The sequence below is a fragment of the Solwaraspora sp. WMMA2080 genome (genome assembly GCF_027497395.1).
Classification (GTDB): Bacteria; Actinomycetota; Actinomycetes; order Mycobacteriales; family Micromonosporaceae; genus Micromonospora_E.
This window is the reverse complement of record NZ_CP114910.1, coordinates 1,191,227-1,210,575: the sequence shown is the minus strand read 5'-3', so window position 1 is coordinate 1,210,575 and position 19,349 is coordinate 1,191,227. Positions and strand designations below refer to the sequence as shown.

General features: G+C 70.3%; 24 protein-coding genes. 8 read left to right on the top strand and 16 right to left on the bottom strand.

Annotation, left to right across the window (positions count from 1 at the left end; translation table 11 throughout):
* The first annotated feature begins 26 nt into the window (after positions 1–26).
* From O7543_RS05365 to O7543_RS05355, 3 genes are all read left to right on the top strand, one after another.
* Complete coding sequence (locus tag O7543_RS05365) at positions 27–386, top strand: hypothetical protein (protein ID WP_281554868.1); 360 nt, start codon at positions 27–29, stop codon at positions 384–386.
* Positions 383–1,045 carry a nucleotidyl transferase AbiEii/AbiGii toxin family protein gene (locus tag O7543_RS05360; RefSeq protein ID WP_281554869.1) on the top strand — a complete coding sequence of 221 codons (663 nt, stop codon included), beginning with the start codon at positions 383–385 and terminating at the stop codon, positions 1,043–1,045. Before O7543_RS05365 ends, O7543_RS05360 begins: the two co-directional genes overlap by 4 nt.
* 112 nt (positions 1,046–1,157) lie before the next feature.
* A complete protein-coding gene (locus tag O7543_RS05355; RefSeq protein ID WP_281554870.1) occupies positions 1,158–1,817 on the top strand; it encodes an NAD(P)H-dependent oxidoreductase in 660 nt (219 codons plus the stop codon).
* Here O7543_RS05355 and O7543_RS05350 read toward each other — a convergent pair.
* From O7543_RS05350 to O7543_RS05320, 7 genes are all read right to left on the bottom strand, one after another.
* Entirely contained in the window at positions 1,757–2,296 is a 540-nt protein-coding gene (locus tag O7543_RS05350) for a hypothetical protein (protein WP_281554871.1), read from the bottom strand. The two genes, O7543_RS05355 and O7543_RS05350, sit on opposite strands and share 61 nt — an antisense overlap.
* Positions 2,286–2,678 (bottom strand): carboxymuconolactone decarboxylase family protein, encoded by a 393-nt coding sequence (locus tag O7543_RS05345; RefSeq protein ID WP_281554872.1) that lies wholly within the window; start codon positions 2,676–2,678, stop codon positions 2,286–2,288. The genes O7543_RS05350 and O7543_RS05345 overlap by 11 nt, the downstream gene beginning before the upstream one ends.
* Before the next feature lie 4 nt (positions 2,679–2,682).
* A complete protein-coding gene (locus tag O7543_RS05340) occupies positions 2,683–3,912 on the bottom strand; it encodes an MFS transporter (protein ID WP_281554873.1) in 1,230 nt (409 codons plus the stop codon).
* A 7-nt stretch (positions 3,913–3,919) separates the two neighbouring features.
* The gene (locus O7543_RS05335) at positions 3,920–4,432 is read right to left on the bottom strand and encodes an aromatic-ring-hydroxylating dioxygenase subunit beta (protein ID WP_281555586.1); all 513 of its coding nucleotides are present in this window, start codon (positions 4,430–4,432) and stop codon (positions 3,920–3,922) included.
* A 5-nt stretch (positions 4,433–4,437) separates the two neighbouring features.
* Positions 4,438–5,703: an aromatic ring-hydroxylating dioxygenase subunit alpha gene (locus O7543_RS05330; RefSeq protein ID WP_281554874.1), complete on the bottom strand. Its 1,266-nt coding sequence runs from the start codon at positions 5,701–5,703 to the stop codon at positions 4,438–4,440.
* A complete protein-coding gene (locus O7543_RS05325) occupies positions 5,700–6,866 on the bottom strand; it encodes a glycosyltransferase (RefSeq protein ID WP_281554875.1) in 1,167 nt (388 codons plus the stop codon). The genes O7543_RS05330 and O7543_RS05325 overlap by 4 nt, the downstream gene beginning before the upstream one ends.
* Positions 6,867–6,956: 90 nt before the next feature.
* Positions 6,957–7,391, bottom strand: coding sequence for a hypothetical protein (locus O7543_RS05320; protein ID WP_281554876.1), 435 nt, complete (start codon positions 7,389–7,391; stop codon positions 6,957–6,959).
* Between the two features lie 121 nt (positions 7,392–7,512).
* On the opposite strand from O7543_RS05320, the gene O7543_RS05315 reads away from it, so the two are divergent.
* A complete protein-coding gene (locus O7543_RS05315; RefSeq protein WP_281554877.1) occupies positions 7,513–7,872 on the top strand; it encodes a PadR family transcriptional regulator in 360 nt (119 codons plus the stop codon).
* Between the two features lie 2 nt (positions 7,873–7,874).
* Positions 7,875–8,429, top strand: a complete 555-nt coding sequence (gene lepB / locus O7543_RS05310) for a signal peptidase I (RefSeq protein WP_281554878.1) — start codon at positions 7,875–7,877, stop codon at positions 8,427–8,429.
* Positions 8,430–8,485: 56 nt separating this feature from the next.
* Here lepB and O7543_RS05305 read toward each other — a convergent pair whose 3' ends face one another.
* The 3 genes from O7543_RS05305 to O7543_RS05295 are packed head-to-tail and all read right to left on the bottom strand — an operon-like array spanning position 8,486 to position 11,067.
* The gene (locus O7543_RS05305) at positions 8,486–9,451 is read right to left on the bottom strand and encodes an aminoglycoside phosphotransferase family protein (RefSeq protein ID WP_281554879.1); all 966 of its coding nucleotides are present in this window, start codon (positions 9,449–9,451) and stop codon (positions 8,486–8,488) included.
* Positions 9,423–10,445 (bottom strand): prolyl aminopeptidase, encoded by a 1,023-nt coding sequence (gene pip, locus O7543_RS05300; protein WP_281554880.1) that lies wholly within the window; start codon positions 10,443–10,445, stop codon positions 9,423–9,425. The genes O7543_RS05305 and pip overlap by 29 nt, the downstream gene beginning before the upstream one ends.
* A gap of 10 nt (positions 10,446–10,455) precedes the next feature.
* Positions 10,456–11,067 carry a TetR/AcrR family transcriptional regulator gene (locus O7543_RS05295; protein ID WP_281554881.1) on the bottom strand — a complete coding sequence of 204 codons (612 nt, stop codon included), beginning with the start codon at positions 11,065–11,067 and terminating at the stop codon, positions 10,456–10,458.
* A 107-nt stretch (positions 11,068–11,174) separates the two neighbouring features.
* Here O7543_RS05295 and O7543_RS05290 point away from each other — a divergent pair, with 107 nt between their 5' ends.
* The 3 genes from O7543_RS05290 to O7543_RS05280 all read left to right on the top strand — a co-directional run bounded on the left by O7543_RS05290 (position 11,175) and on the right by O7543_RS05280 (position 13,942).
* Complete coding sequence (locus O7543_RS05290) at positions 11,175–12,437, top strand: macrolide family glycosyltransferase (RefSeq protein ID WP_281554882.1); 1,263 nt, start codon at positions 11,175–11,177, stop codon at positions 12,435–12,437.
* Positions 12,438–12,447: 10 nt separating this feature from the next.
* The gene (locus tag O7543_RS05285; RefSeq protein WP_281554883.1) at positions 12,448–13,287 is read left to right on the top strand and encodes a helix-turn-helix domain-containing protein; all 840 of its coding nucleotides are present in this window, start codon (positions 12,448–12,450) and stop codon (positions 13,285–13,287) included.
* A 64-nt stretch (positions 13,288–13,351) separates the two neighbouring features.
* Complete coding sequence (locus O7543_RS05280; RefSeq protein WP_281554884.1) at positions 13,352–13,942, top strand: dihydrofolate reductase family protein; 591 nt, start codon at positions 13,352–13,354, stop codon at positions 13,940–13,942.
* A 13-nt stretch (positions 13,943–13,955) separates the two neighbouring features.
* Here O7543_RS05280 and O7543_RS05275 read toward each other — a convergent pair whose 3' ends face one another.
* The 6 genes from O7543_RS05275 to O7543_RS05250 all read right to left on the bottom strand — a co-directional run bounded on the left by O7543_RS05275 (position 13,956) and on the right by O7543_RS05250 (position 19,335).
* Positions 13,956–14,654 carry a histidine phosphatase family protein gene (locus O7543_RS05275; RefSeq protein ID WP_281554885.1) on the bottom strand — a complete coding sequence of 233 codons (699 nt, stop codon included), beginning with the start codon at positions 14,652–14,654 and terminating at the stop codon, positions 13,956–13,958.
* Positions 14,655–14,730: 76 nt separating this feature from the next.
* The gene (locus O7543_RS05270; RefSeq protein ID WP_348650074.1) at positions 14,731–15,330 is read right to left on the bottom strand and encodes a D-Ala-D-Ala carboxypeptidase family metallohydrolase; all 600 of its coding nucleotides are present in this window, start codon (positions 15,328–15,330) and stop codon (positions 14,731–14,733) included.
* Positions 15,331–15,540: 210 nt separating this feature from the next.
* On the bottom strand, positions 15,541–16,551 hold the full coding sequence (locus O7543_RS05265; RefSeq protein ID WP_281554887.1) for a transposase: 1,011 nt from the start codon (positions 16,549–16,551) through the stop codon (positions 15,541–15,543).
* Positions 16,552–16,637: 86 nt separating this feature from the next.
* Positions 16,638–17,213 (bottom strand): cob(I)yrinic acid a,c-diamide adenosyltransferase, encoded by a 576-nt coding sequence (locus O7543_RS05260; RefSeq protein WP_281554888.1) that lies wholly within the window; start codon positions 17,211–17,213, stop codon positions 16,638–16,640.
* The gene (locus tag O7543_RS05255) at positions 17,201–18,133 is read right to left on the bottom strand and encodes an aminoglycoside phosphotransferase family protein (RefSeq protein ID WP_281554889.1); all 933 of its coding nucleotides are present in this window, start codon (positions 18,131–18,133) and stop codon (positions 17,201–17,203) included. Before O7543_RS05255 ends, O7543_RS05260 begins: the two co-directional genes overlap by 13 nt.
* A gap of 8 nt (positions 18,134–18,141) precedes the next feature.
* The gene (locus tag O7543_RS05250) at positions 18,142–19,335 is read right to left on the bottom strand and encodes an MFS transporter (RefSeq protein ID WP_281554890.1); all 1,194 of its coding nucleotides are present in this window, start codon (positions 19,333–19,335) and stop codon (positions 18,142–18,144) included.
* Between the last annotated feature and the right edge of the window lie 14 nt (positions 19,336–19,349).

Sequence of the window (19,349 nt, the reverse complement as noted above, 5' to 3'; positions counted from 1 at the left end):
CGGGATCGCCCGCTACCCTGTATGACGTGAGACGCAGCGAAGCCGAGGGTGGCATCGTGCCGTACCTGGCTCGGCCGGGTCGTCGCGCGGCAGTCGTTGCTGACCTCGCGCAGCTGCGCGGACCAGTCAGTGGCGTCGTCGAGTTGCCGCATCGGCTGCACTGGCAGCCCGACCGCCGGGTCAACCTCGACAACCCCGCACTGCTGCGGTGGATGTACGAAACCGTCCTGGTCGAGGCGGTCACCCCGGTCGAGCTGGTCACCTGGCTGCACGGCCCGACGCTGGTCCGGCTCTGGCCGGACCTGTGGGTTCCACGTGGCGTCAGACAGGCCTGGGAGCAACGGCACCCGCAGCTGCGCAGCGCCCACCAGCCCGCCGCCGCGTGACATCAGAGGAGTTCCAGGCCGAGGTGGCACGGCTGGCGCTCGCCGTGGCCCAGCGACACGGCTTCGCGTTAGCAGGCGGACACGCGCTGATCGCATACGGCGTGGTGGACCGGCCGACCGAAGACGTCGACCTGTTCACGGACCAGTCCGGTGGGGTCACCGCGGCTGCCGACCTGGTGATGTCGACCCTGAGTCGTGCTGGACTGCACGTCGAGGCGGTCACGGATTCAGCCGACCTCGGCGACGTCTTCGACGGTTTCGAGCATGATCTCGTCGAGTGCGAGGTGCGTCGCGGGGACCAGACGGTGCGGCTGCAGATGGTGCGGTTCGACCGGCACCACCAGCCGGTCATGATGCAGATCGGGCCGGTGCTGCACCTTGATGACGTGGTTGCCTCAAAGGTGGTGGCACTCGCTACCCGGGCTGCCCCTCGCGATTACATCGATACTGCCGCCGCCCTAGCCCGCTACTCCAGAAATCGGCTGATCCAGCTCGCCCGGCAGGCGGATTCTGGTCTGACCGAGGAGGACTTCACCGATGCCATGCAGCGGCTGGACCGGATGGACGACGCCGTCTTCCGCGAGATCTATGGGCTGACCGCGACACAGGTCAACGAGATTCGCCACTGCTTCTCCACCTGGCCGAGGTTTGCGCCCTGACCCAAGCGGGCAGGCGGCCCGGTAGGTTGGGGCTGTCTCGGTGAGCGGCCACGTACGCATGGTCAGGTGGCCGGTCCACCGTGGCGCTGAGCGGACAGGGGAGGCCCCTCGGGTGAAGATCATCGCGTTGTCCTGCACACAGAAGCGTCTGCCGTCGCTGACCGACGCGCTGCTCGAGGCGGCGATCAGCGGTGTCGTCCGGGAGGTCAGCGACGCGCGGATCCAGCGGATCCGGTTGATCGACCATCGCATCGCGATGTGCGAGGGCGAGGACACCTGCCTGGACCCCGAGGTGGGTCGGTGCACACTCGACGACGACTTCGCGCAGGTCGTCGACCTGGCCGAGGGCGCGCAGGCGATGCTGCTCGCCATGCCCGTGTACGCGGGCAACGTACCGGCGGTGTTGAAGATCTTCCAGGAGCGGTTGAAGAGTTTCATGAACGCCGGGCAGCGCCCGTTCGGCAACCTGCTGGTGGGGACGATCGTGCATTCGCGCACGATGCTGACCGAGCCCGCGCTGGGTTCGTTGTTCCCGTGGTACCTGCGGCTACGGAACAGGAACGTGGCGTCGGCGTGCGTCGCCCAGGGCGAGCATCAGGACCTGACCCGTACCGCGGCGGTCGACCTGTGTGTGGCGGTGGGCCGGCAGCTCGCCATGACACTCGACGTCAGCCGGTCACCGGCGGACGCGCGGACGGCGTTGCCGGTGGTTCAACCGCCGGTCCGGCCCCGCTGCGGCGACCCGGCCGCGTCGTCGCCTTCCGGCGGGTGAGCGGACTCCGCGCGCCAGGTGCACCCGTCGCCGGCCTGGTCGCACGACACCGTGACGTCCGGTTCCACGTAGCGGGCGGCGATCGCCGTGTTGAGTTTCTGGCAGTACGGGCACGGCGACGAGAACGTCAGCACGACGCCGGCGCGGGCGGCCCGTCTGCGGTACCGAAGGATCCCGCAGTCGGCGTTGCGCAGGACGGTGCCCGAGGGTTGTGGCTCGCGGGTCACCGCCGAGTCGTACAGCAACAGTTGACGCTGCAGCCGGGTCATGAAGTGGTCGGTGGCGGACACTCCGGCGGGCCGTTGCGCCCGCAGCAGTTCCGCGGTGATGCGCGAGTTTGCCTGGATCCACGCGGCCAGGCCTTCCTCGCCGTGTTCTCCCAGGATGAACTCCTCTGCGGCCGCCTGGGCCTCGAAGAACCGTTGGCGCCACAGGTCGACCTTCTCGGCCGGGTCGAGTGCGGACGGTTCACTGGTCATCGTCCGGGTCCTTCCCGGTGACGCCGTCCAGCTCGGCGAAGACCTCCTGGGCGACGCGCAACCCGTTGTTGGCGACCGGCCAGCCACCGTAGTAGGCGAGCTGAATAATGACTTCGACGATTTTCTCCCGCGACATCCCGAGGTGCATGGCGGCACCGATGTGGCCGCGCAGCTCCCAGTCGGTGCGCGCCAGCGTGACCGCGGTCAACGCGACCAGTTCGCGTTCCTCGACGCTCAGGTGCGGGCGGGTCCAGATCTCGCCGAACAGGTGGTCGACGGTGATCTGCAGGAACTCCGGGTAGGAACCGGGGCGCGGTTCGCGGCCGAAGACCTGCTGGAACATGGCCTCGCCCCGGTCACGTCGGGCAGCCGGCCGGTCCATGTGATCAACTCCTTCGGGTCGGTGGGACAGCGGTCGTCGGTCGAACCGTGGTCAACGTCCACGCCGCCGCGAAGGCGACGACCAGCAGCGCGGCGCCGCTGCCGAAGGCGGCCGCAGCGCCCGCCTGCTCGGCGACGAGCCCGACGACGACCGGGCCGACGACGGCGCCGACGTCGGTGCACATCGAGAAGACGGCGACGCCGCTGCCGGCCCGGCCGGCGACGACGTCACCGATCAGCGCGGCCGGCGCGGCGTTGAGCAGAGCTGATCCCGCCGCGTACGCGCAGAGTCCGACGACGAGCCAGGGGTAGGTGTCCACGAACACCAGGGCGGTGATCGCCGTCGCGGCCACCCCGGTGCCGGCGATCATGGCGGGGCGCCGCCCGGCCCGGTCGACGACCCGGCCGGCCGGGACGATCAGCAACGCCTGGACGACGGCGGAGATGGTGAACGCCCACCCGACCCAGGCCACGTCGTGTCCCCACGCGACGACCACCGTGGGCACCAGCGCGCTGCGTAGTCCGAAAAGGACCCAGCCCTGCGCCAGCGCCGCCGTACAGGCCACCAGGTAGCGCCGGTCCCGCAGCAGGACCGGCAGCCGGACTGCGGCACGGCCCGGGTCCGTGCCGTGGCGCGCGTCGGTCCGCAGCACCGCCAGGGTCAGCACCGTGGCGGCCAGCAGCAGCGCGGCGTACACCAGGAACGGCGCGGACAGGGCGATGAGCGCGAGCAGCCCGCCGAGCGCGGGCCCGCAGATGCCGCCGAGCAGGAAGCCGGCCTCGAACACGGCGCTGGCCCGGCCCCGCTGGTCGGCGGGGGCGACCGCCAGCAGTGTCGCCAGCGCGGACACCGAGAACAGCACCGAGCCGACGCCGCCGAGGCCGCGGAACACGAGCAGCTGCCCGTACGATCCGGCGAACGCCGCCAGGGCCGAGCAGACCGCGCACAGCAGCAGGCCGGCGACCAGGACCCGCCGTTCGCCGAACCAAGCTGCGAGCCGGCCGCAGAACGGGCTGGTGGCCAGCCGCATCAACGCGAACAGGGCGACGAGCGCGCCGATCTGGGCGGGCCCGGCCCCGAACGTCGCCGCGTACACCGGGAGCACCGGCAGCACCAGTCCCAGGCCCAGCATGACGCAGCCACCGACGACGCTGAGGACGTACACCTCGCGGGGCAGACCCGGCGGCCCGAAGGCGGCGACGGGTGGGGCGCCGCCCGGGGTGGCCGCCGTCACTGGCCGGTCACAGGATGATGCTGAGCTTGCCGTGCTCGTACAGCGTCTCGTGGTCGAGCACGACGAGCCGGCGGCGGACCCGGAACATCCCGCCGTCGACGACGAGTTCGAACCGGTACTTGCCGACGTACGCGTCGGAGCGTCCGTGCCCGAACCGGTGCACGACGACGTTCGCCGCCACGTCGAGGTGGGTGCCCCGGTCGGCCAGGATCTCCACGTTTGTGATCATCCGGTTGGTCCGCGACCGGGGGTTCTCGCACCACACCTCGCCGTTGAGTAGCTGTTCGATGCGCTGGCGCAGCCGGGCGGCGTCGTCGTCGATGAGCCCGAGCGCGTCGGCCGTGTCGCCCCGCACGTCGGTGGCCGGCACCGAGTAGCGGATGTCGGCGGTCAGTATCTCGTCGTACCACTGGCGCAGCCGCCACTCGTCGAGCAGCCGCGCCTCCCGGAAGAGGAACTGGCTCACCCGGTGCCACAGCCGCACCTGGGCCTCGTCGTCGACCGTCAGCTCGGTGATCATCGTCGTCACGCCCCTTGCATCAGCCGGTCCCACTGCCGCCAGAACTCGCGGGCGGGAAGCTCGTCGGTGGTCTCCGGGACCGCCTTGTTCATGCCGCGCGACAGGTCCGAGTAGCGGACCGCGCGGTTGAGGTACCCCCGCTGGCACGACTCGATGATCTCGATGTCGTCGGGGGTGGCGAAGCCGGCGGGACCGAGGAACGTCAGATAGTGGCTCTTGCGCAGTTCCCGGATGTCGGGGTCCTCGTCTCGGGGGGCCAGGGCGACCGAGGTGATCGCCATCTGGTCCGCGCCGACCGGGTCGATCTTGCGGATGGTGATCGCGATCGCGTCGATGATCATGAGGTTGGGGAAGATCAGCAACGCGCGGTTGGTGCCGGTGATCCGTTCGGCGCGTTGCGCGCCGAACCGGTCGACGAACCGGGCGGCCGTCGCCTCGATCCGGGGCCGCACCTCGGCGCCGAACATCGGCGTCCAGTAGGCGAGCGGGCGGGCCGCCGCCGGTGGCAGCTCGTTGGCGCCGTGCCCCAGCCCGAGGGCGCGGCCGAAGCCGCCCCGGCGTCGCGGTGGCACCGACCCCAGCGACTCCATGTAGCTGACGTACCGCTTGTGCAGGGCCCGGAAGTGGTAGATGTCGACGCTGTTCTCCATCATCAGCTTCCAGTTGGCCCGGGCACCGTGCAGCTGGGCACCCTGGATCACCTCCATCCCGACCTCGGACTGGTCGTCGATCAGGTCGAGGTACTCCGTGGCACCCGCCAGGTACTCGGTCAGGGTGCGCGGCTGCTCCGGGTCGAAGGTGACGAAGACGAACCCCCGGTAGCTGTCGCTGCGGTGCCGCGCCAGGCCGAAGTCCGCCTTGCGGAAACCGGGCCCGTACCCGTCCGGGATCGGGACGCCGACCAGGTCGCCCTGGTTGGAGAACGTCCAGTCGTGGTAAGGACACCGGAACGACCGGGCCTGCCCGGCCGGCTGTGAGCAGATCAGCGCCCCGCGGTGGGTGCAGCTGTTCGCGAACACCCGGACCACTCCGTCGGAGCCGCGTGTCATCACCACTGGGCGCCCGCCGACGTCGCGTGCCACGTACGAGCCCGGCCCGGGCACCTCCGACTCGTGCCCGACGTACAACCAGCAGCGATCGAAGATCCTGGTCGTCTCCTGCGCTGCCAGGTCGTCGTCGGTGTAGGCGCGACGGTCCACCTGGAACGAGAGCCGTTCGAGATCGTCCACCACGATCGGGTCGACCACCGGCCGCTGCAGTTCGATCGTCACCGTTGCCCCTCCCGTTGAAGCGTCTCGATCGTGCCGATGACCAGCTCGGCGGTGCGCGCGGCGGAGTCGCCGCACTGCGGCCGCGCCGCGCGCAGCCGGGCCCGGTAGTCCCGGGCGGGGTCGAGCAGATCAGTGACCGCGTCAGTGACCGCCTGCTCGGTGACGCCCGCCGGCTCCAACGCCGTGCCGAAGCCCGCGCTGTCCACGAAGTACGCCTGGATGGGCTGGTCAACGGCCAGCGGGATCACCAGCATCGGGGTCTGCGCACGGATCGACTCCGCCACCGAGTTGTATCCGCCGTGGGTGATGAACACGTCGGCGCGTTCGAGCACCTCGCGTTGCGGCAGGTACGGGGCGGTGAGCACGTCGTCGGGCAGCGCCAGCTCCTCGGTGAGGTCGCCGACCGACGCGATCACCTGCGCCCCGGTCGCCGCCGCTCCGGTGATCACCGTACGCAGCAGGTCCGGCCGTCGGTAGAAGATCGTGCCGAAGGAGACGTACACCAGCGGACGGTCGGGGTCGATCCGGTCCAGGCGGGGGAAGGTGACCTCGTCGCCGCGGGCGCCCGCCGCACCGGGCAGGCCGACCAGCTGCACCCCGTCGTCGGTGACCGCGTCGTCGCCGACCAGGGCGGGGATCGTCGGCATCAGATTGAGAATCGGTGAACGCGCCGAATGGGTACGCATCGACCACATCACCCCGTGCCTGGTCAGATAGTTACCGACTTGTTCGTCGTACAGCCAGCGACCGCGCCGATGGGCAGCGGGGCACACCCCACCCAGATTGGCCCAGATCATCCCGTACGGCACGCCGGACGCATGTGTGCCGACCATGGCCGACGCGGTGACCGGCAGCGAGTCGACGAGCACGAAATCCGGTGCCGTCGCGCGCAGTACGTCGGCTGTCTGCTCGGCCACCGGCGACAACTGCAGCATCGGGCCGATCTTCGCCGGATCGTCGCTCCACGGTGCCATCTCGACCTGCCCGACCGCGTGCACCTCCGCCTTGCCCAGGGCCTGGCCGCGCTGCTCGTCGAGCACGCCACCGTCGGCCGACAACAGCAGCAACGCGACGTCACTGCCGGCGGACTGAAGCGCATTGACCACGGGAATGTACGGATTCAGGTGGCCGTGTTGAGTGGTGGTGAGCAGGGCGACACGCATCGAATCTCTACGCATTTCCACCATCGCTGAGGAGGAATATCGACTGCCATCAGGCGGTTTCGCAAAGCCTGCCGCGATGCGCGATCGATGTCAATACCTAGCAACCGGTCGCCATCGACGGCAGCCCGCCGGGGAGACTCTCATAGCCGCGCAGCACGTCCTCGTGACGAGGCGTCCCTCCGTCGCCCCGTCCCTTGCCTGGTCAACGCCTTCATGCGGGACCGACCTGCCGGGATCCTGGGCCGCGACCAGGCACAGCAGAGGCGCAAGGTCGGAGCGAAAGGCGAGATAGACGCCGGAACGGACAACCGCCGGCCTGGTCGGAAAACCGCCGATCTCGACCGGATCCACATGCAGGGTGACGGTCACCCAAAAATCGCGGAATGCGTCGAAAACGCCGGCCATCCGTTTAGTCGAGCAGGCGGGCGGGATAGTCGACAGGTCACTGATCGCCGCCATCACCGCGTATGTTCCGGCCACGATGCGATCGGGAGAAATCGGCAGCGGCCGAGCGGCGCCGGTCATGGGTCCCTCGATGACGGGTGATGAGCCGTCCCGATCGGCTTGGCGTCGTTGCCGTCGACCGGCGGAAGATCCACGCGGGACAGGGCTGGACCTGCTTAGTCGATATATGTAGAGTTTGGCCATGCCGCGCCGACCGAACAGCTCACCGCAGACCCTGCGGATCTTCGCCTGCTTCCTGGCCGCGCCCGACGACTGGCGCTACGGCTACCAGCTCAGTAAGGAAACCGGCCTGGCCAGCGGGTCGCTCTATCCGATCCTGATGCGCCTGACCGAGCAGCACCTGCTGGAGGCGCAGTGGCGGGAACCAGCCAGCCCTGGCCGGCCACCCCGGCACGTGTACCGGCTCACCACCGACGGCGCGGCTCTCGCGCGGACCCGGCTGGCTGAAGCCCAGCACAACGAAGCCGCCAACGCCCAGTCCCGCCGCCGCGCCACCGGCCACGCCGCGCCCGCGCCCCGCCCGACCATCCAGGAGGCTTGACGATGCCCAGCTCCAAGCCGGCCCCGCCGCTGACCCCGACGGCCGCCGGCCACAACCCCGTTCGACGGGCCGCTCGGGCAGTTCTGCGCTGGGCGGTACGGCGCGCCACGGCCGGCGTGCTCGTCGTGGCATTGCTCGCCGCCGTGGCACAACAGTGGGTGCTGACCGTCGTGTACGTACCGTCGTGGTCGATGTCGCCGACGATCGATGCGGGGCAGCGGATGCTGGTCGACCGGGTGGCGTACCGGGTCACCGGCGTGGACGTCGGCGACGTCGTCGTGCTCGACCCGGTCGACCGGGCCCGGACCATGCGGGTGATCGGCCTACCCGGCGACGAGCTGACCTGCCGCGACGGCCTGGTGTACCGCAACGGTGCCGCGCTGGACGAGCCGTACCTGCCGGCCGGCACCTACACCGAATGCACGCCGGTGACCGTGCCCGCCGGCCAGGTGTTCCTGCTCGGCGACCACCGAGACGGCGCATTTGATTCGCGGCACGATGGACCGTGGCGCCTCGACGACGTCACCGGCCGGATGGTGGCCCGGCTACCGAACTGAGGACCTGCGCCACTGGTCGGCTGGGCGAGAGCGCCGGGGCCAGGCGTCGGCCGCCGTCACGGGCGAGTCTCGGTGACAACGTTGGCCGTGAATTCGGAGCAGATTCCGGCGAGGATACGGTGCGCGTTCGCGAGTTCTTCTGCCTTCTCGGGATCTGCCGAGGCATTGGAGCAGCTGGCGAGGGTTTTCCAGAGTGCCCAGCCTCGTCCGCGTGCCCACGTCGCGTCATCCACCGCCAGCCGCGCGCGGAATGCGTGCCGGCTGTCGCTGGTCAGCAAGGTCCAGGCAATCGCCAGGTCGCAGGCCGGGTCGCCGACGCCGCAGGTGCCGAAGTCGATGACGGCCGCCAACTGTCCGTCAACAAGGAGGAGGTTTCCCGGGGCGATGTCTCCGTGGAACCAACGGTCGACACCGTCCCAGCGGGCGTCGATCGCCGCTGCCCAGACCTCGCGCACCAGTTCAGCGTCGACGTGGTCGCCCAACTCGGCGAGCGCGTGCTCAACCTCCTGGTCGTACGTGCGTAGGGTGCCGCCCCGGAACCAGTTGTGGAGACCCGGCTGCGGGCCGCCAGCGGCGTCGACGCCCTGCAAGGCTGCCAGGAACTCGGCCAGGTCGTTCGCGAATCGCGTCGGGTCGGCGATGCGGTCCGCCCTCGCCGACTCGCCGTCGAGCCACCGGTAGATCGACCACGGGTACGGATAGCCCGCAGTTGGCTCGCCCTTCGCCATTGGGGTGGGAACGGGCAGCGGCAGCCGAGCGGCGAGGTCCGGCAGCCACCGATGTTCCTTGTCGACCGCCAGGGCGTACTCGGCGGCGCTGGGCAGCCGTACCAGCAGGTCGGGGCCGAGGTGGAAGGTCCAGTTGTCCCAGCCGCCGTTGGCCACAGGCTCAATCGGGAGGTTCGCCAGGTGCGGAAACTGGTCGGTGATGAGCTGACGTACCTGCTCCGCGTCGACGGTGATGCGCTGCGGCAGGGGCCCGAGGTCTGGAACGTCATTCACTGAACCGCCCCGTCCGACCATCGAGATCGAGCGCGATGTGGCATGGCCGCGTGCGGGCCATCGTGTCGGCGGCGTCGGCCAGGACGCGCCGCATCGTGGCGGTGCCGGTGTGGCCGGCGTCGCCGATGATGTGCAGCCGCGCGTCGGGCCAGACCTGCGCGATCTCCCACGGGGTGATCGCCGGACCGCTGACATCGGTGCGCCCGTGGATCAGCACCCCCGGGATCCCGGCCAGTCTCGGCACGTTGCGCAGGATTTCGCCGTCGGCGAGGAACGCGCCGTTGCCGAAGTAGTGCGCGCAGATCCGGGTCATCGTGAGCCGCTGCCGCAGCTCCCGGTCGGAGTACGCGCCCGGGTTGCCGTTGTGCTCCTCGGAGATCAGCGCGTCCTCCCAGGCGCACCACTCGTCGGCGGCCCGCTGGCGTACCGCCGGGTCGGGGTGGGCGAGCACTTGGCCGTAGCGCAGCAGCACCGGCTCGATCGGCGGCTCGGTGTCGGTCGGCAGCCGGTAGCCGGGCAGGCCGGCGTGGGCGATGAACCGCTGCCACGCTTCGGGGAAGAAGCGGCCGGCACCCCGGTACAGCCAGTCGACCTCGCAGCGGCGGGTCATGGTGACCGCGACGAGGATCATGCCGCGTACCCGGTCGGGGTGGTTCGTCGCGTACGCCAGGGCCAGCGTCGCGCCCCAGGAGTCGCCGTACACGACCCAGCGGTCGATGCCGAGGTGCTCACGCAGCCGTTCGATGTCGGCGACGAGGTGGGCGGTGGTGTTGGTGCTCAGATCGGTGGCGGGGTCGGCGGCCGACGGGGTGCTGCGTCCGCAGTTGCGCTGGTCGAACACTACGAGCCGGAACCGTTCGGGGTCGAGCGTCCGGCGGTGCCGGGGCGTGCATCCGCTGCCCGGCCCGCCGTGCAACACGACGACGGGTACGCCGTCGGGGTTGCCGCAGACCTCCCAGTAGAGCTGGTGGCCGTCGCCGACGTCGAGCACCCCGGTGTCGTACGGCTCGGTCATTGCGTGCTCCTCAGCGGGTGCTGGCAGCGGTGCCGGTGGAGGCACCGGCGGGGGTGACGGCGGCGACGACGAGGTCGACGATGCTGTCGGCGTACTCGTCGGTCAGCGGGCCGGTGCGCAGCAGCCAACGATGGTAGAGCGGGCCGAACAACAGCTCCACGACCTGGTCCAGGGGGGCGTCGGGGCGGACCTGGCCGGCGTCGCGGGCGGCCTCCAGCCGAGTGCGGACCATGTCCAGTTGGGGGCGGAGCAGCCGGTCGCGCGCCTGGTCGGCCAGTTCCTCGTCGGCGAGTGTCTCGATGGTGATGGCGCGGGTGGTGGCGGACAGTCGTGGATCGGCGAACTCGGCGACGGTGGCCCGGAGCACCTGACGCAGGTCGGCCCGCAGGTCGCCGGTGTCGGGCAGGGCGAGGACCTCCGGCAGGTTGTCGGCGAGCGCGTCCAGGATGACCGCCCCCTTGCCGCGCCACCAGCGGTAGATGGTCTGCTTGCCGACCCCGGCCCGGGCGGCGATGGCCTCGACGGTGACGGCGGGGTAGCCCTGCTCGGTCAGTAGCGCCAGGGCGGCGGCGAGGATCGCGCGGCGGGACTGCTCGCTGCGACGGGCGGGCTGTGGGGTCACCACGACAGCCTACTGCGAGACGGTACGTCTCGTCTTGACGCGCTCGGGACACCATGCTTCGCTGTTGACGAGACGAAACGTCTCGTCTCCAAGCTCCGGAGGTCCCCGTGCCGCACATCGCCATGGTCAGCATCCCGTTCCACGGCCACGTCAACCCGAGCCTGGAGATCATCCGTACCCTCGTGCAGCGCGGCCACCGGGTCACCTACGCCAACGACCCCGCCTTCGCCGACGTCATCGAGCGCACCGGTGCCGAGCTGAAGCCGTACGAAACGACGCTGCCCGGCGACGGTGGATCCGGGACCGAGGACCCGATCGAGCAGCTCACGCTCTTCCTCGACGACGCCATCGCCATGCTGCCGCAACTGCGGGCCGCCTACGCCGACGACCGGCCGGACCTGTTCCTCTACGACATCGCCGGCGCACCGGCCCGGCTGCTCGGCGAGCAGTGGGGCATTCCGGCCGTCCAGCTGTCGTCGACGTTCGTGGCCTGGGACGGCTACGAACAGGAGATGGCGTCGGTCGTCGAGGCGATGCGGGCCGATCCGCGCGGCGCCGACTACTACCGGCGGTTCGAGCAGTGGCTGGCCTCGGAGGGTTCGTCGGTCACCGACAGCATGGCGTTCCAGGGCCGGCCGATGCGCAGCCTCGTGCTGCCCCCGGAGGCGCTCCAGCCGCACGCCGACCGGGTGGACCGGTCCGTCTACAGTTTCGTCGGCCCGGTCCTGGGTGACCGCTCCCACCAGGGGACCTGGGTCCGACCGGACGGCGTCGACAACGTACTGCTGGTCTCCCTCGGCTCCGCCTTCACCCGGCAGGCCGAGTTCTACCGCCGGTGCGTCGCCGCCTTCGGTGACCTGCCCGGCTGGCACACCGTGCTGCAGATCGGCAGCCACGTCGACCCCGCCGAGCTCGGTCCTGTTCCGGACAGCGTCGAGGTCCACCCGTGGGTGCCGCAGCTCGCCGTACTGGAGCAGGCCGACGGCTTCGTCACTCACGCCGGCATGGGCGGCAGCAGCGAAGGCCTCTACTGCGGGACCCCGATGATCGCCGTACCGCAGGCGGCCGACCAGTTCGCGAACGCCGAGCAGCTGGCCAGCCTGGGCGTCGCCCGGATCGTCGACTCGGCCACCGTCACCGCGGCGGAGCTACGTGGGACGCTGCTCGCCCTCACAGCGGACCCCGACGTGGCGGCCCGTAGCGCCGACCTGAAGCGGCAGGCCCGGTCGGCGGGCGGCGCCGACCGGGCCGCTGATCTGATCGAGGCCGAACTCGCCGCTGCTGGCGGACATCACGCCACCGGACCAGGCGCTGCTTCCATTTTGGGTCAGTGCGGTGTGGCCGACGTTGAACTGTGGGGGCGTCGGTGATGCTGTGGGCATGGAGTACGTGTCGAGAGTGCCGCGACCACCGCTGGACGGGATAATCGACGACCTCTACTACCTGGAAGGTACGCCGCCGTACGCCCGGTTGACGCTGCTGCCGACGCCGGCGGCGTTGCTCATCGTCAACCTCGGGGCACCGTTTCGCATCCGCGCCGGCACCGACATCGAGACGGCCGAATACGCCGACGGCTGCGTGGTCACCACGCCCACCCGCGCGTACGACTTCAGCTACCCGGTCCGGACCCGGTCGGTTGGCGTGCACGTCAAACCGTGGGGGCTGGCCCCGTTCCTGCCGATGCCGGCCGCCGAGCTGTGTGACCGGCCGGTGACGATCGAACAGGTGTGGGGTCGGGCCGCCGTCGCCGAGCTGCGAGACCGGCTGGCTGCGGCGGACACGCCGCAGCAGATGCTGACGCTGCTTGAGGAGGAGCTGACGCGACGGCTGCGCGCGACCGCCGGTCTGGGACTGGTCCGCCACACGAGCGGCGTCATCACGGCGACCCGGGGGGCGGTCGCGATCGGCGACCTGGGCACGGCGGCCGGTGTCAGCAGCACCCATCTGGCGCGGCGGTTCAAGGAGCTCGTCGGCGTCACGCCGAAGCGGCTGGCCCGCACGTACCGCTTCGCCGCCACCGTGTTCGCGATCGACCCGGCCGGACCGGTCGACTGGGCCGAGCTCGCCAGCGGCGCGGGTTACTTCGACCAGGCGCATTTCGGCCACGAGTTCCGGGCGTTCACCGGGCTCACGCCGACCCGGTACGTCGAGGTCCGGCGGCGGTTCCTACGTGAGCATCCCGGCCATGTGCTGGACCGCTGGCCGCTAGCGGCGGATTGATTCTCTACAAGAACACCAGCTCACGGCACGCTAACTTGAGGCATCCGGACGCAGAGGAGAGCCCGTGGGCACGGTGGTCATGTACAGCTCGGTGTCGGTGGACGGCTTCATCGCCGACGTCAAGGACCAGCCCGGACCGCTGTTCGACTGGCTGTCCAGCGGTGACGTCCCGTTGGACGACAGCGGCGGCCTGACGGTGTCGCAGATCTCCTACGACTACATCCGGCCGTACTGGGACCAGATCGGGGTGACGATCGTCGGCCGGCACGTCTTCGACATGACGGACGGCTGGGGCGGCACGCCTCCGGCCGGGGTCGAGCATGTGGTCGTCGTGACACACCGGCCGGCCCCGGAGGGCTGGGACCCGGAGGCGCCGTTCCACTTCGTCGACGGCGTCGAGGCGGCCGTTGCCACGGCGCAGGAGCTCGCCGGCGACCGTCTGGTCGAGGTCGCCGCAGGCGACGTCGGCGGCCAGGCGCTCGCCGCAGGCCTGGTCGACGAGGTACGCATGGACGTCGTACCCGTCGTGTTCGGGTCCGGCAAACGCTTCTTCGGGTCGGTCGACACACAGCACCTCCTGGACGATCCTGACGTGATCATTCAGGGCAACCGGGTCCTTCACCTGCGCTATCGGCTGCGCCGCCCGTCAGCCTGAGCGGCAGTAGAAGTCACGGCGGCAGGTGGGCGGTGGTGGCGAACTCGACCAGTTCGAGGCCGTCACCGGTGGCGACGTAGCGGGTGATCGACGCGTTGGCGACCGGCGTGGTCGCGATGATCGCGTCAAGTTCGGTGAACGGCAGGCCGTCGAGGATGTGCCGGGCCGCGATGACCACCGCGTCGTGGGCGACGACCAGGACACGCCGGCCGGCGTGATCACGCTCCAGCCCGGCCAGGACGGCCTTGACGCGCGCGACGACGTCGCCGAACGTCTCACCGCCGGGCGGGCGGTAGGCGTACGGCCCGTCTGCGGCGAGCCGGGCGGCCTCGGCCGGAAACCGCTGGGTGATCATCAGCGGGGTGAACAGTTCGAGGTCACCCATCAGCCGGTCGCACAACCGCGCGTCGACGACCGCCTCCGGGCACGGTACGCCGAGCGCGGCGGCGGTGCCGGCCACGCGGGTCCAGGTCTGACGGGCCCGCAGGTACGGGGAGCAGACAACCACGTCGGGCCGCTGGTCGGCGGGTCGGGTGGCGAGCCAGCGACCGAGGTGGGTGGCCTGCTGCCAGCCGAGCGCGGTCAGCTCGATGTCGGCGTCGCGGCCGGTGAGGCCGTGGTCGGCCAGACCTCGGGCGTGGGCGTCGGCGAAGGCCGCGTTCGCGGTGCTCTGCCCGTGGCGGACGATGGTCAGCTGCGCGACGGTGTCCATCTGTTCATTGTGTCCGGTAGGCGCGTGATCCAGGGTCCCGGCACCGGGTGGCCGGCCCTGACCGCCGGTGATCCCCTCAGATGCCGCAGCTCGACGCGGACCAGGACCGGCTCGGCGTGGCGCCCAGGTGGGTGTGGTCGCTGTGGCCGGGGTAGCCGGGGCCGAGAATGTTGCTGAAGCCGTGGTAGCGGGCCTGCTGGGCGATCCGACAGAACGAGGGCGAGCCGACCAGGTCAACGCCGTCGCCGTACAGGTGCCGGCTGTTGGAGGCGCCGCCGACCGCGCTGTTGCAGGAGTAGCTGCGGAAGCCGCTGCTGACATAGAGCGGTACGTTGCCGAGCGCACGCCGCATGGCCTGCAGTTTCCACATCGACACGAGGGCGTTGAACTTGGCGGTGCTGGCGGACACCGCGCCACCGGACCAGCTGCTGTTGCAGTTGTTCAGCTCGGCGTAGCTGAAGTTGGCCGGCGTGCAGTCGTTGTCCTGGAGCTGGTAGATCTTGTTGAAGGTCCGCGGGCCGGCGACGCCGTCGGCGGCGAGGCCGTCGGCCTGCTGGAAGCGGATCACCGCAGACCGGGTGGCCGGGCCGTACGCCCCGTCGAGGGCGAGCACCGCGCCGTAGCCCGGGTAGCCCGAGACGCGGATCTGCAGCTGCTTGACGTCATTACCGGACATCCCCTGGGAGAGGGTGCGTCCCCACGTGTAGCAGCCGTCTGCGTGGGCCGCGCCACCTGTTACGACAACGCCCGCGAGGGCGGTGGCGGCGACGAGGGCGCAGGCGGCGAGCATCCGGCCAAGCCGGCGGATAACAGTCCCCATGGTCTTCCCATCGACATATGACGATCGACCGGAATGGGTAGATCATTCCGGCCGATCATCCGATGGTCAAGACTCACTACTCTCTGTCATTCGCAACGTGGCGCGGCGGTACGCTTCCCATGCCAGGGCAGCCTCGGCCATGCCGTTCTTCCAGGGGTTCGGGTCGGCGGCGGCGATCTGCGCCCACATCCGGGCGAGGGCGGACGCGAAGACGTCGACGGCCCGGGTCGGGGCGCTGGTCCAAGCTGGCGCTGGGCTTACGCACGCTTCGGCCCGCTCCGAGGTGTGCCCGGCGAGGATCAGGCGCACGATCAGACAGCTCGGGTCGATGAACCCAGCGCCGAGCGTCGGCCATGCCCAGTCGATCAGGCGGGCCGCGTCCCCGTCGATGAGCACGTTGTCCGGGCTGTAGTCGGTGTGCAGGAGGGTGTCGCCGCGCAGCAGGGACAGATCGGCCGGCTCGACGTACGCCGCCCATCGCCGCTCGGCCCGTTTGAGCTGAGGCAGTTCGGGACACCAGAGCAGCGCCAGGCGCTGCATCGTGTCGACGACCTTGGGCAGGTCGGCGTACGCGTGAGTGCACAGGTCGATCGCGAGTTGGCCCTTCGTGCGGAACTCCGCGTGCGGGGCAGCCCGGTCCGCGCGGCGGTATCCGGGTCGGTGACTTGCTCGGCGGGGATCCACTGCCGGGCGGTGATCCGGGCGTGGCCGGTCCGTTCCCGCGCGTAGGCCAGGTAGACCGTGTTGATGCCTTTTGGAGACCCGACCGGCGCAGCCCATGTACTGCCGTTTCACCCCGGACATCGCCGTACCCTGCGGGGCCGGCCCGAGTCGTTGCCGGGCCTGCCGTAACGCGCTGCCACTGGGGCCGGCGTCGCCGCTGGTGGTGCCCGGCCGCCCTCCGGTGTCGGTCTCGGCCTGCTTCACCCAGACCCGCAACGCCTCGGGATGGGCCCCGAGCTGGTCAGCGATCCGCCGGATCGCGCCCACCGCGGACGCCGGGTCCCGGCGGGCCTCGACCGCCAACCGGGTCGCGCGCTCACGCAGCTCGTCGGAGTACTTCTTCGGTGCGGGCATCGCTGGTGCTCCTTCCAGGTTTCGATGTCTCCATCAAACCCGGTGCGTGACACCCTGTTCACACGTTCGTTAGCAACGCCCCTACCTCAGCGGTTGGCGCCCGGCTTCCACAGGATGTCGCCCTGGTCCCGGTTGGCGTGGCGAGCCAGGATGAACAGCAGGTCCGAAAGCCGGTTAAGGTACTGGGCCGTGTCGCGGTTCATTGTGCCGGGGTACTCGGACAGGGCCTGCCAGGTGGAGCGTTCGGCGCGGCGGGCCACGGTACGGGCCTGGTGCAGGAACGCGGCGCCAGGTGTCCCGCCGGGCAGAACGAAGCTGCGCAGCTTGGTCAGGGCCTCGTTGTAGTGATCACACTGCCCTTCGAGGAAGGTAACGTACCCGACGTTGACGCGCAGCTGTGGCATCGCGGGGTCGGGCGGGGAGGTCGGCGTGCACAGGTCGGCACCGACGTCGAACAGGTCGTTCTGGATGCGTTCCAGGAGGGTCCGCACGTCGGCGTCGAGGCCACCGACGGCGATCGCTACGCCGATGACCGAGTTCGTCTCGTCCACGTCGGCGTAGGCCTGCAAGCGGCTGTCGGTCTTGCCGACCCGGCTCATGTCGCCGAGAGCGGTCGTACCGGTGTCACCGGTCTTGGTGTAGATGCGGGTCAGGTTGACCATGGGTGCTCCTGTAGGGAGAGAGAGGCGGCGAACCGTTCGCCGAGTTCGCGGGCGTGGTCGGCGGCGGCCGGGCCACGCAGCGGATCCGGCGCTTCGGAGAGGAAGACCAGGGCGAGCATCAGGGCGGCGTCGAGGCGGCAGGCCAGCGTCGCCGGGTCGTCGTCGGGCGGGAGTGGGCTGGTGCGGACGTAGCCGTCGCGGATGTCGGCCAGGTCGAGTTCGTTTTCCGGGTAGCGGGCGTACTCGATGAGCCGGCCGAACTCCACGGTGGCGTCGCCCAGCAGGGTGTTGGACCAGTCCAGCAGCGCCTCGACGCGGCCGTTGCACCGCCGGACGTTGGCGCTGCGCACGTCGAGGTGGACCAGCCCGGCCGTGCCGATCCGGTCGAGTGCCGCGCTCAGCGCGGACGCGGCCGGCGGTGCGGGCCAGTCACTGATCAGGCATCCTACCTCGGCCCAGCGGCGCAGGACACGGGCGGTGAGCACCTGGGGAGTGCCGGTTTCCTCCGCTGCCACCGGAGTCAGCGGCGGTGGCGGGAGACGGTGCAGCCGGGCCAGGGTAGATCCGAGCAGGCGACCGTCGAGTCGGCTGCCGTCGTCGGGGACGTACCGCGCCATGAGCATGTCGGGTTCACCGTCGTGGTCGGACAGGTGCAACTCGATCGGCTCGGCCACCGCGAACCCGGCTGCGGCCAGATGCCGAGTGATCCGGTACTCCTGGATCAGCAAGTTCCGGACGTCCACGTGCGGATCGTTGACGTTCGAGGAGAAGCGCTGCCCGGCCAGCCGCAGAGCGACCGGGCAGCCGTCGGGCGCCACTGCTCGGAAGACGGTGAACTCCAGGCCCTGGCCGACCAGTTGCAGATCGTCGAGCTTCCAGCGGGAGGTGAGGTGAGCGCGCAGGACATCGTGTTCGGTCATCGGTTTCCTCAGCGGGTACGGGGGTCGCGCCGTAGCACGGGAACGACGGCCAGGCAGAGCACCAGTAGCAGCGCCCCGCCGGTAAGGAAGGCCGCGCGCGGGCCGGCGGCGTCACCGATCGCGCCCAGTGCGAGCGCGCCCACCGGCATCATGCCCCACGCGACCAGCCGGTATGCGCCCGTGGTGCGGCCTAACAGGTGGTCGGGGATCACGCCCTGGCGCAACGACACGGCTATGACATTCCACATCATAACCCCCATACCCGATGCGGCGTACGCCAGCGCCACCACGATCACCTCACGGGTGGCCGCCACTCCAACCCCGGCGAGGCCGATCAGTGCCAGGCTGGCGCCGAGTGTTGACGCACGGCCGAACCGCCGGGCGGCCCGCGCCGCGACCACACCGCCGAGTACCCCACCGAGCGCGCCGCCGGCCACCAGCGCGCCGTACGCCGCCGACGGCAGGTCCAGAACGTCGCGGACGAGTAAGACAAACACCGCGACTTGGCCGAGGTAAACCGCGTTGATGAGTCCGGCGGACACCGTGATCAGGCGCAGCAGCCGATCCCGGAGCAGAAATTCGATGCCCTGGCGGATCTCGGCCACCAGATCGGGCTTCGTCCTAGAGCCCGGATCCGGCCGGGCGTCCGGCAGCCCGCGCAGCACCAGCGCGGACCCGGCAAACGACACCGCGTCCAGTACGAAGGGCACCGTCCGGCCGACCGCGAACAGCACCCCACCGAGTAGATGGCCCAGCAGGTCGCGGCCGATCGTCTGCACAGCGAACAGCCGGCCGTTGGCCGTCTCCAGATCCTCGGCAGCCACCACTCGCGGCAGGTAGGCGAACGAGGCGCAGTCAAAGACCACCTCACCGATACCGAGCAGCAGCGCCACCCCCACCAGCGGCCAGAACGACATCCATCCCGCGATCAGCAGCAGCACCGCGGCGCTCATCGTCGCCATGCGCAGCACGTCGGCCAGTACCATCAGCCGGCGTCGCTCGACACGGTCGGCGTACACGCCCGCCGGCAGTCCGAACAGCAGCCAGGGAACGGTGGTGGCCGCAGTGACCACGGCCACCTGGAATCCGTCGTCGAGCACCGCAGCGGCCAGCAGCGGCAGCGCAGCGAACCGGACGCCGTCACCGACCCCGGAGACGCCAACCGCGGCCACCAGTCGCCGGTACGCCGTCCGCGACCTCATCGGGGCACCGGTCG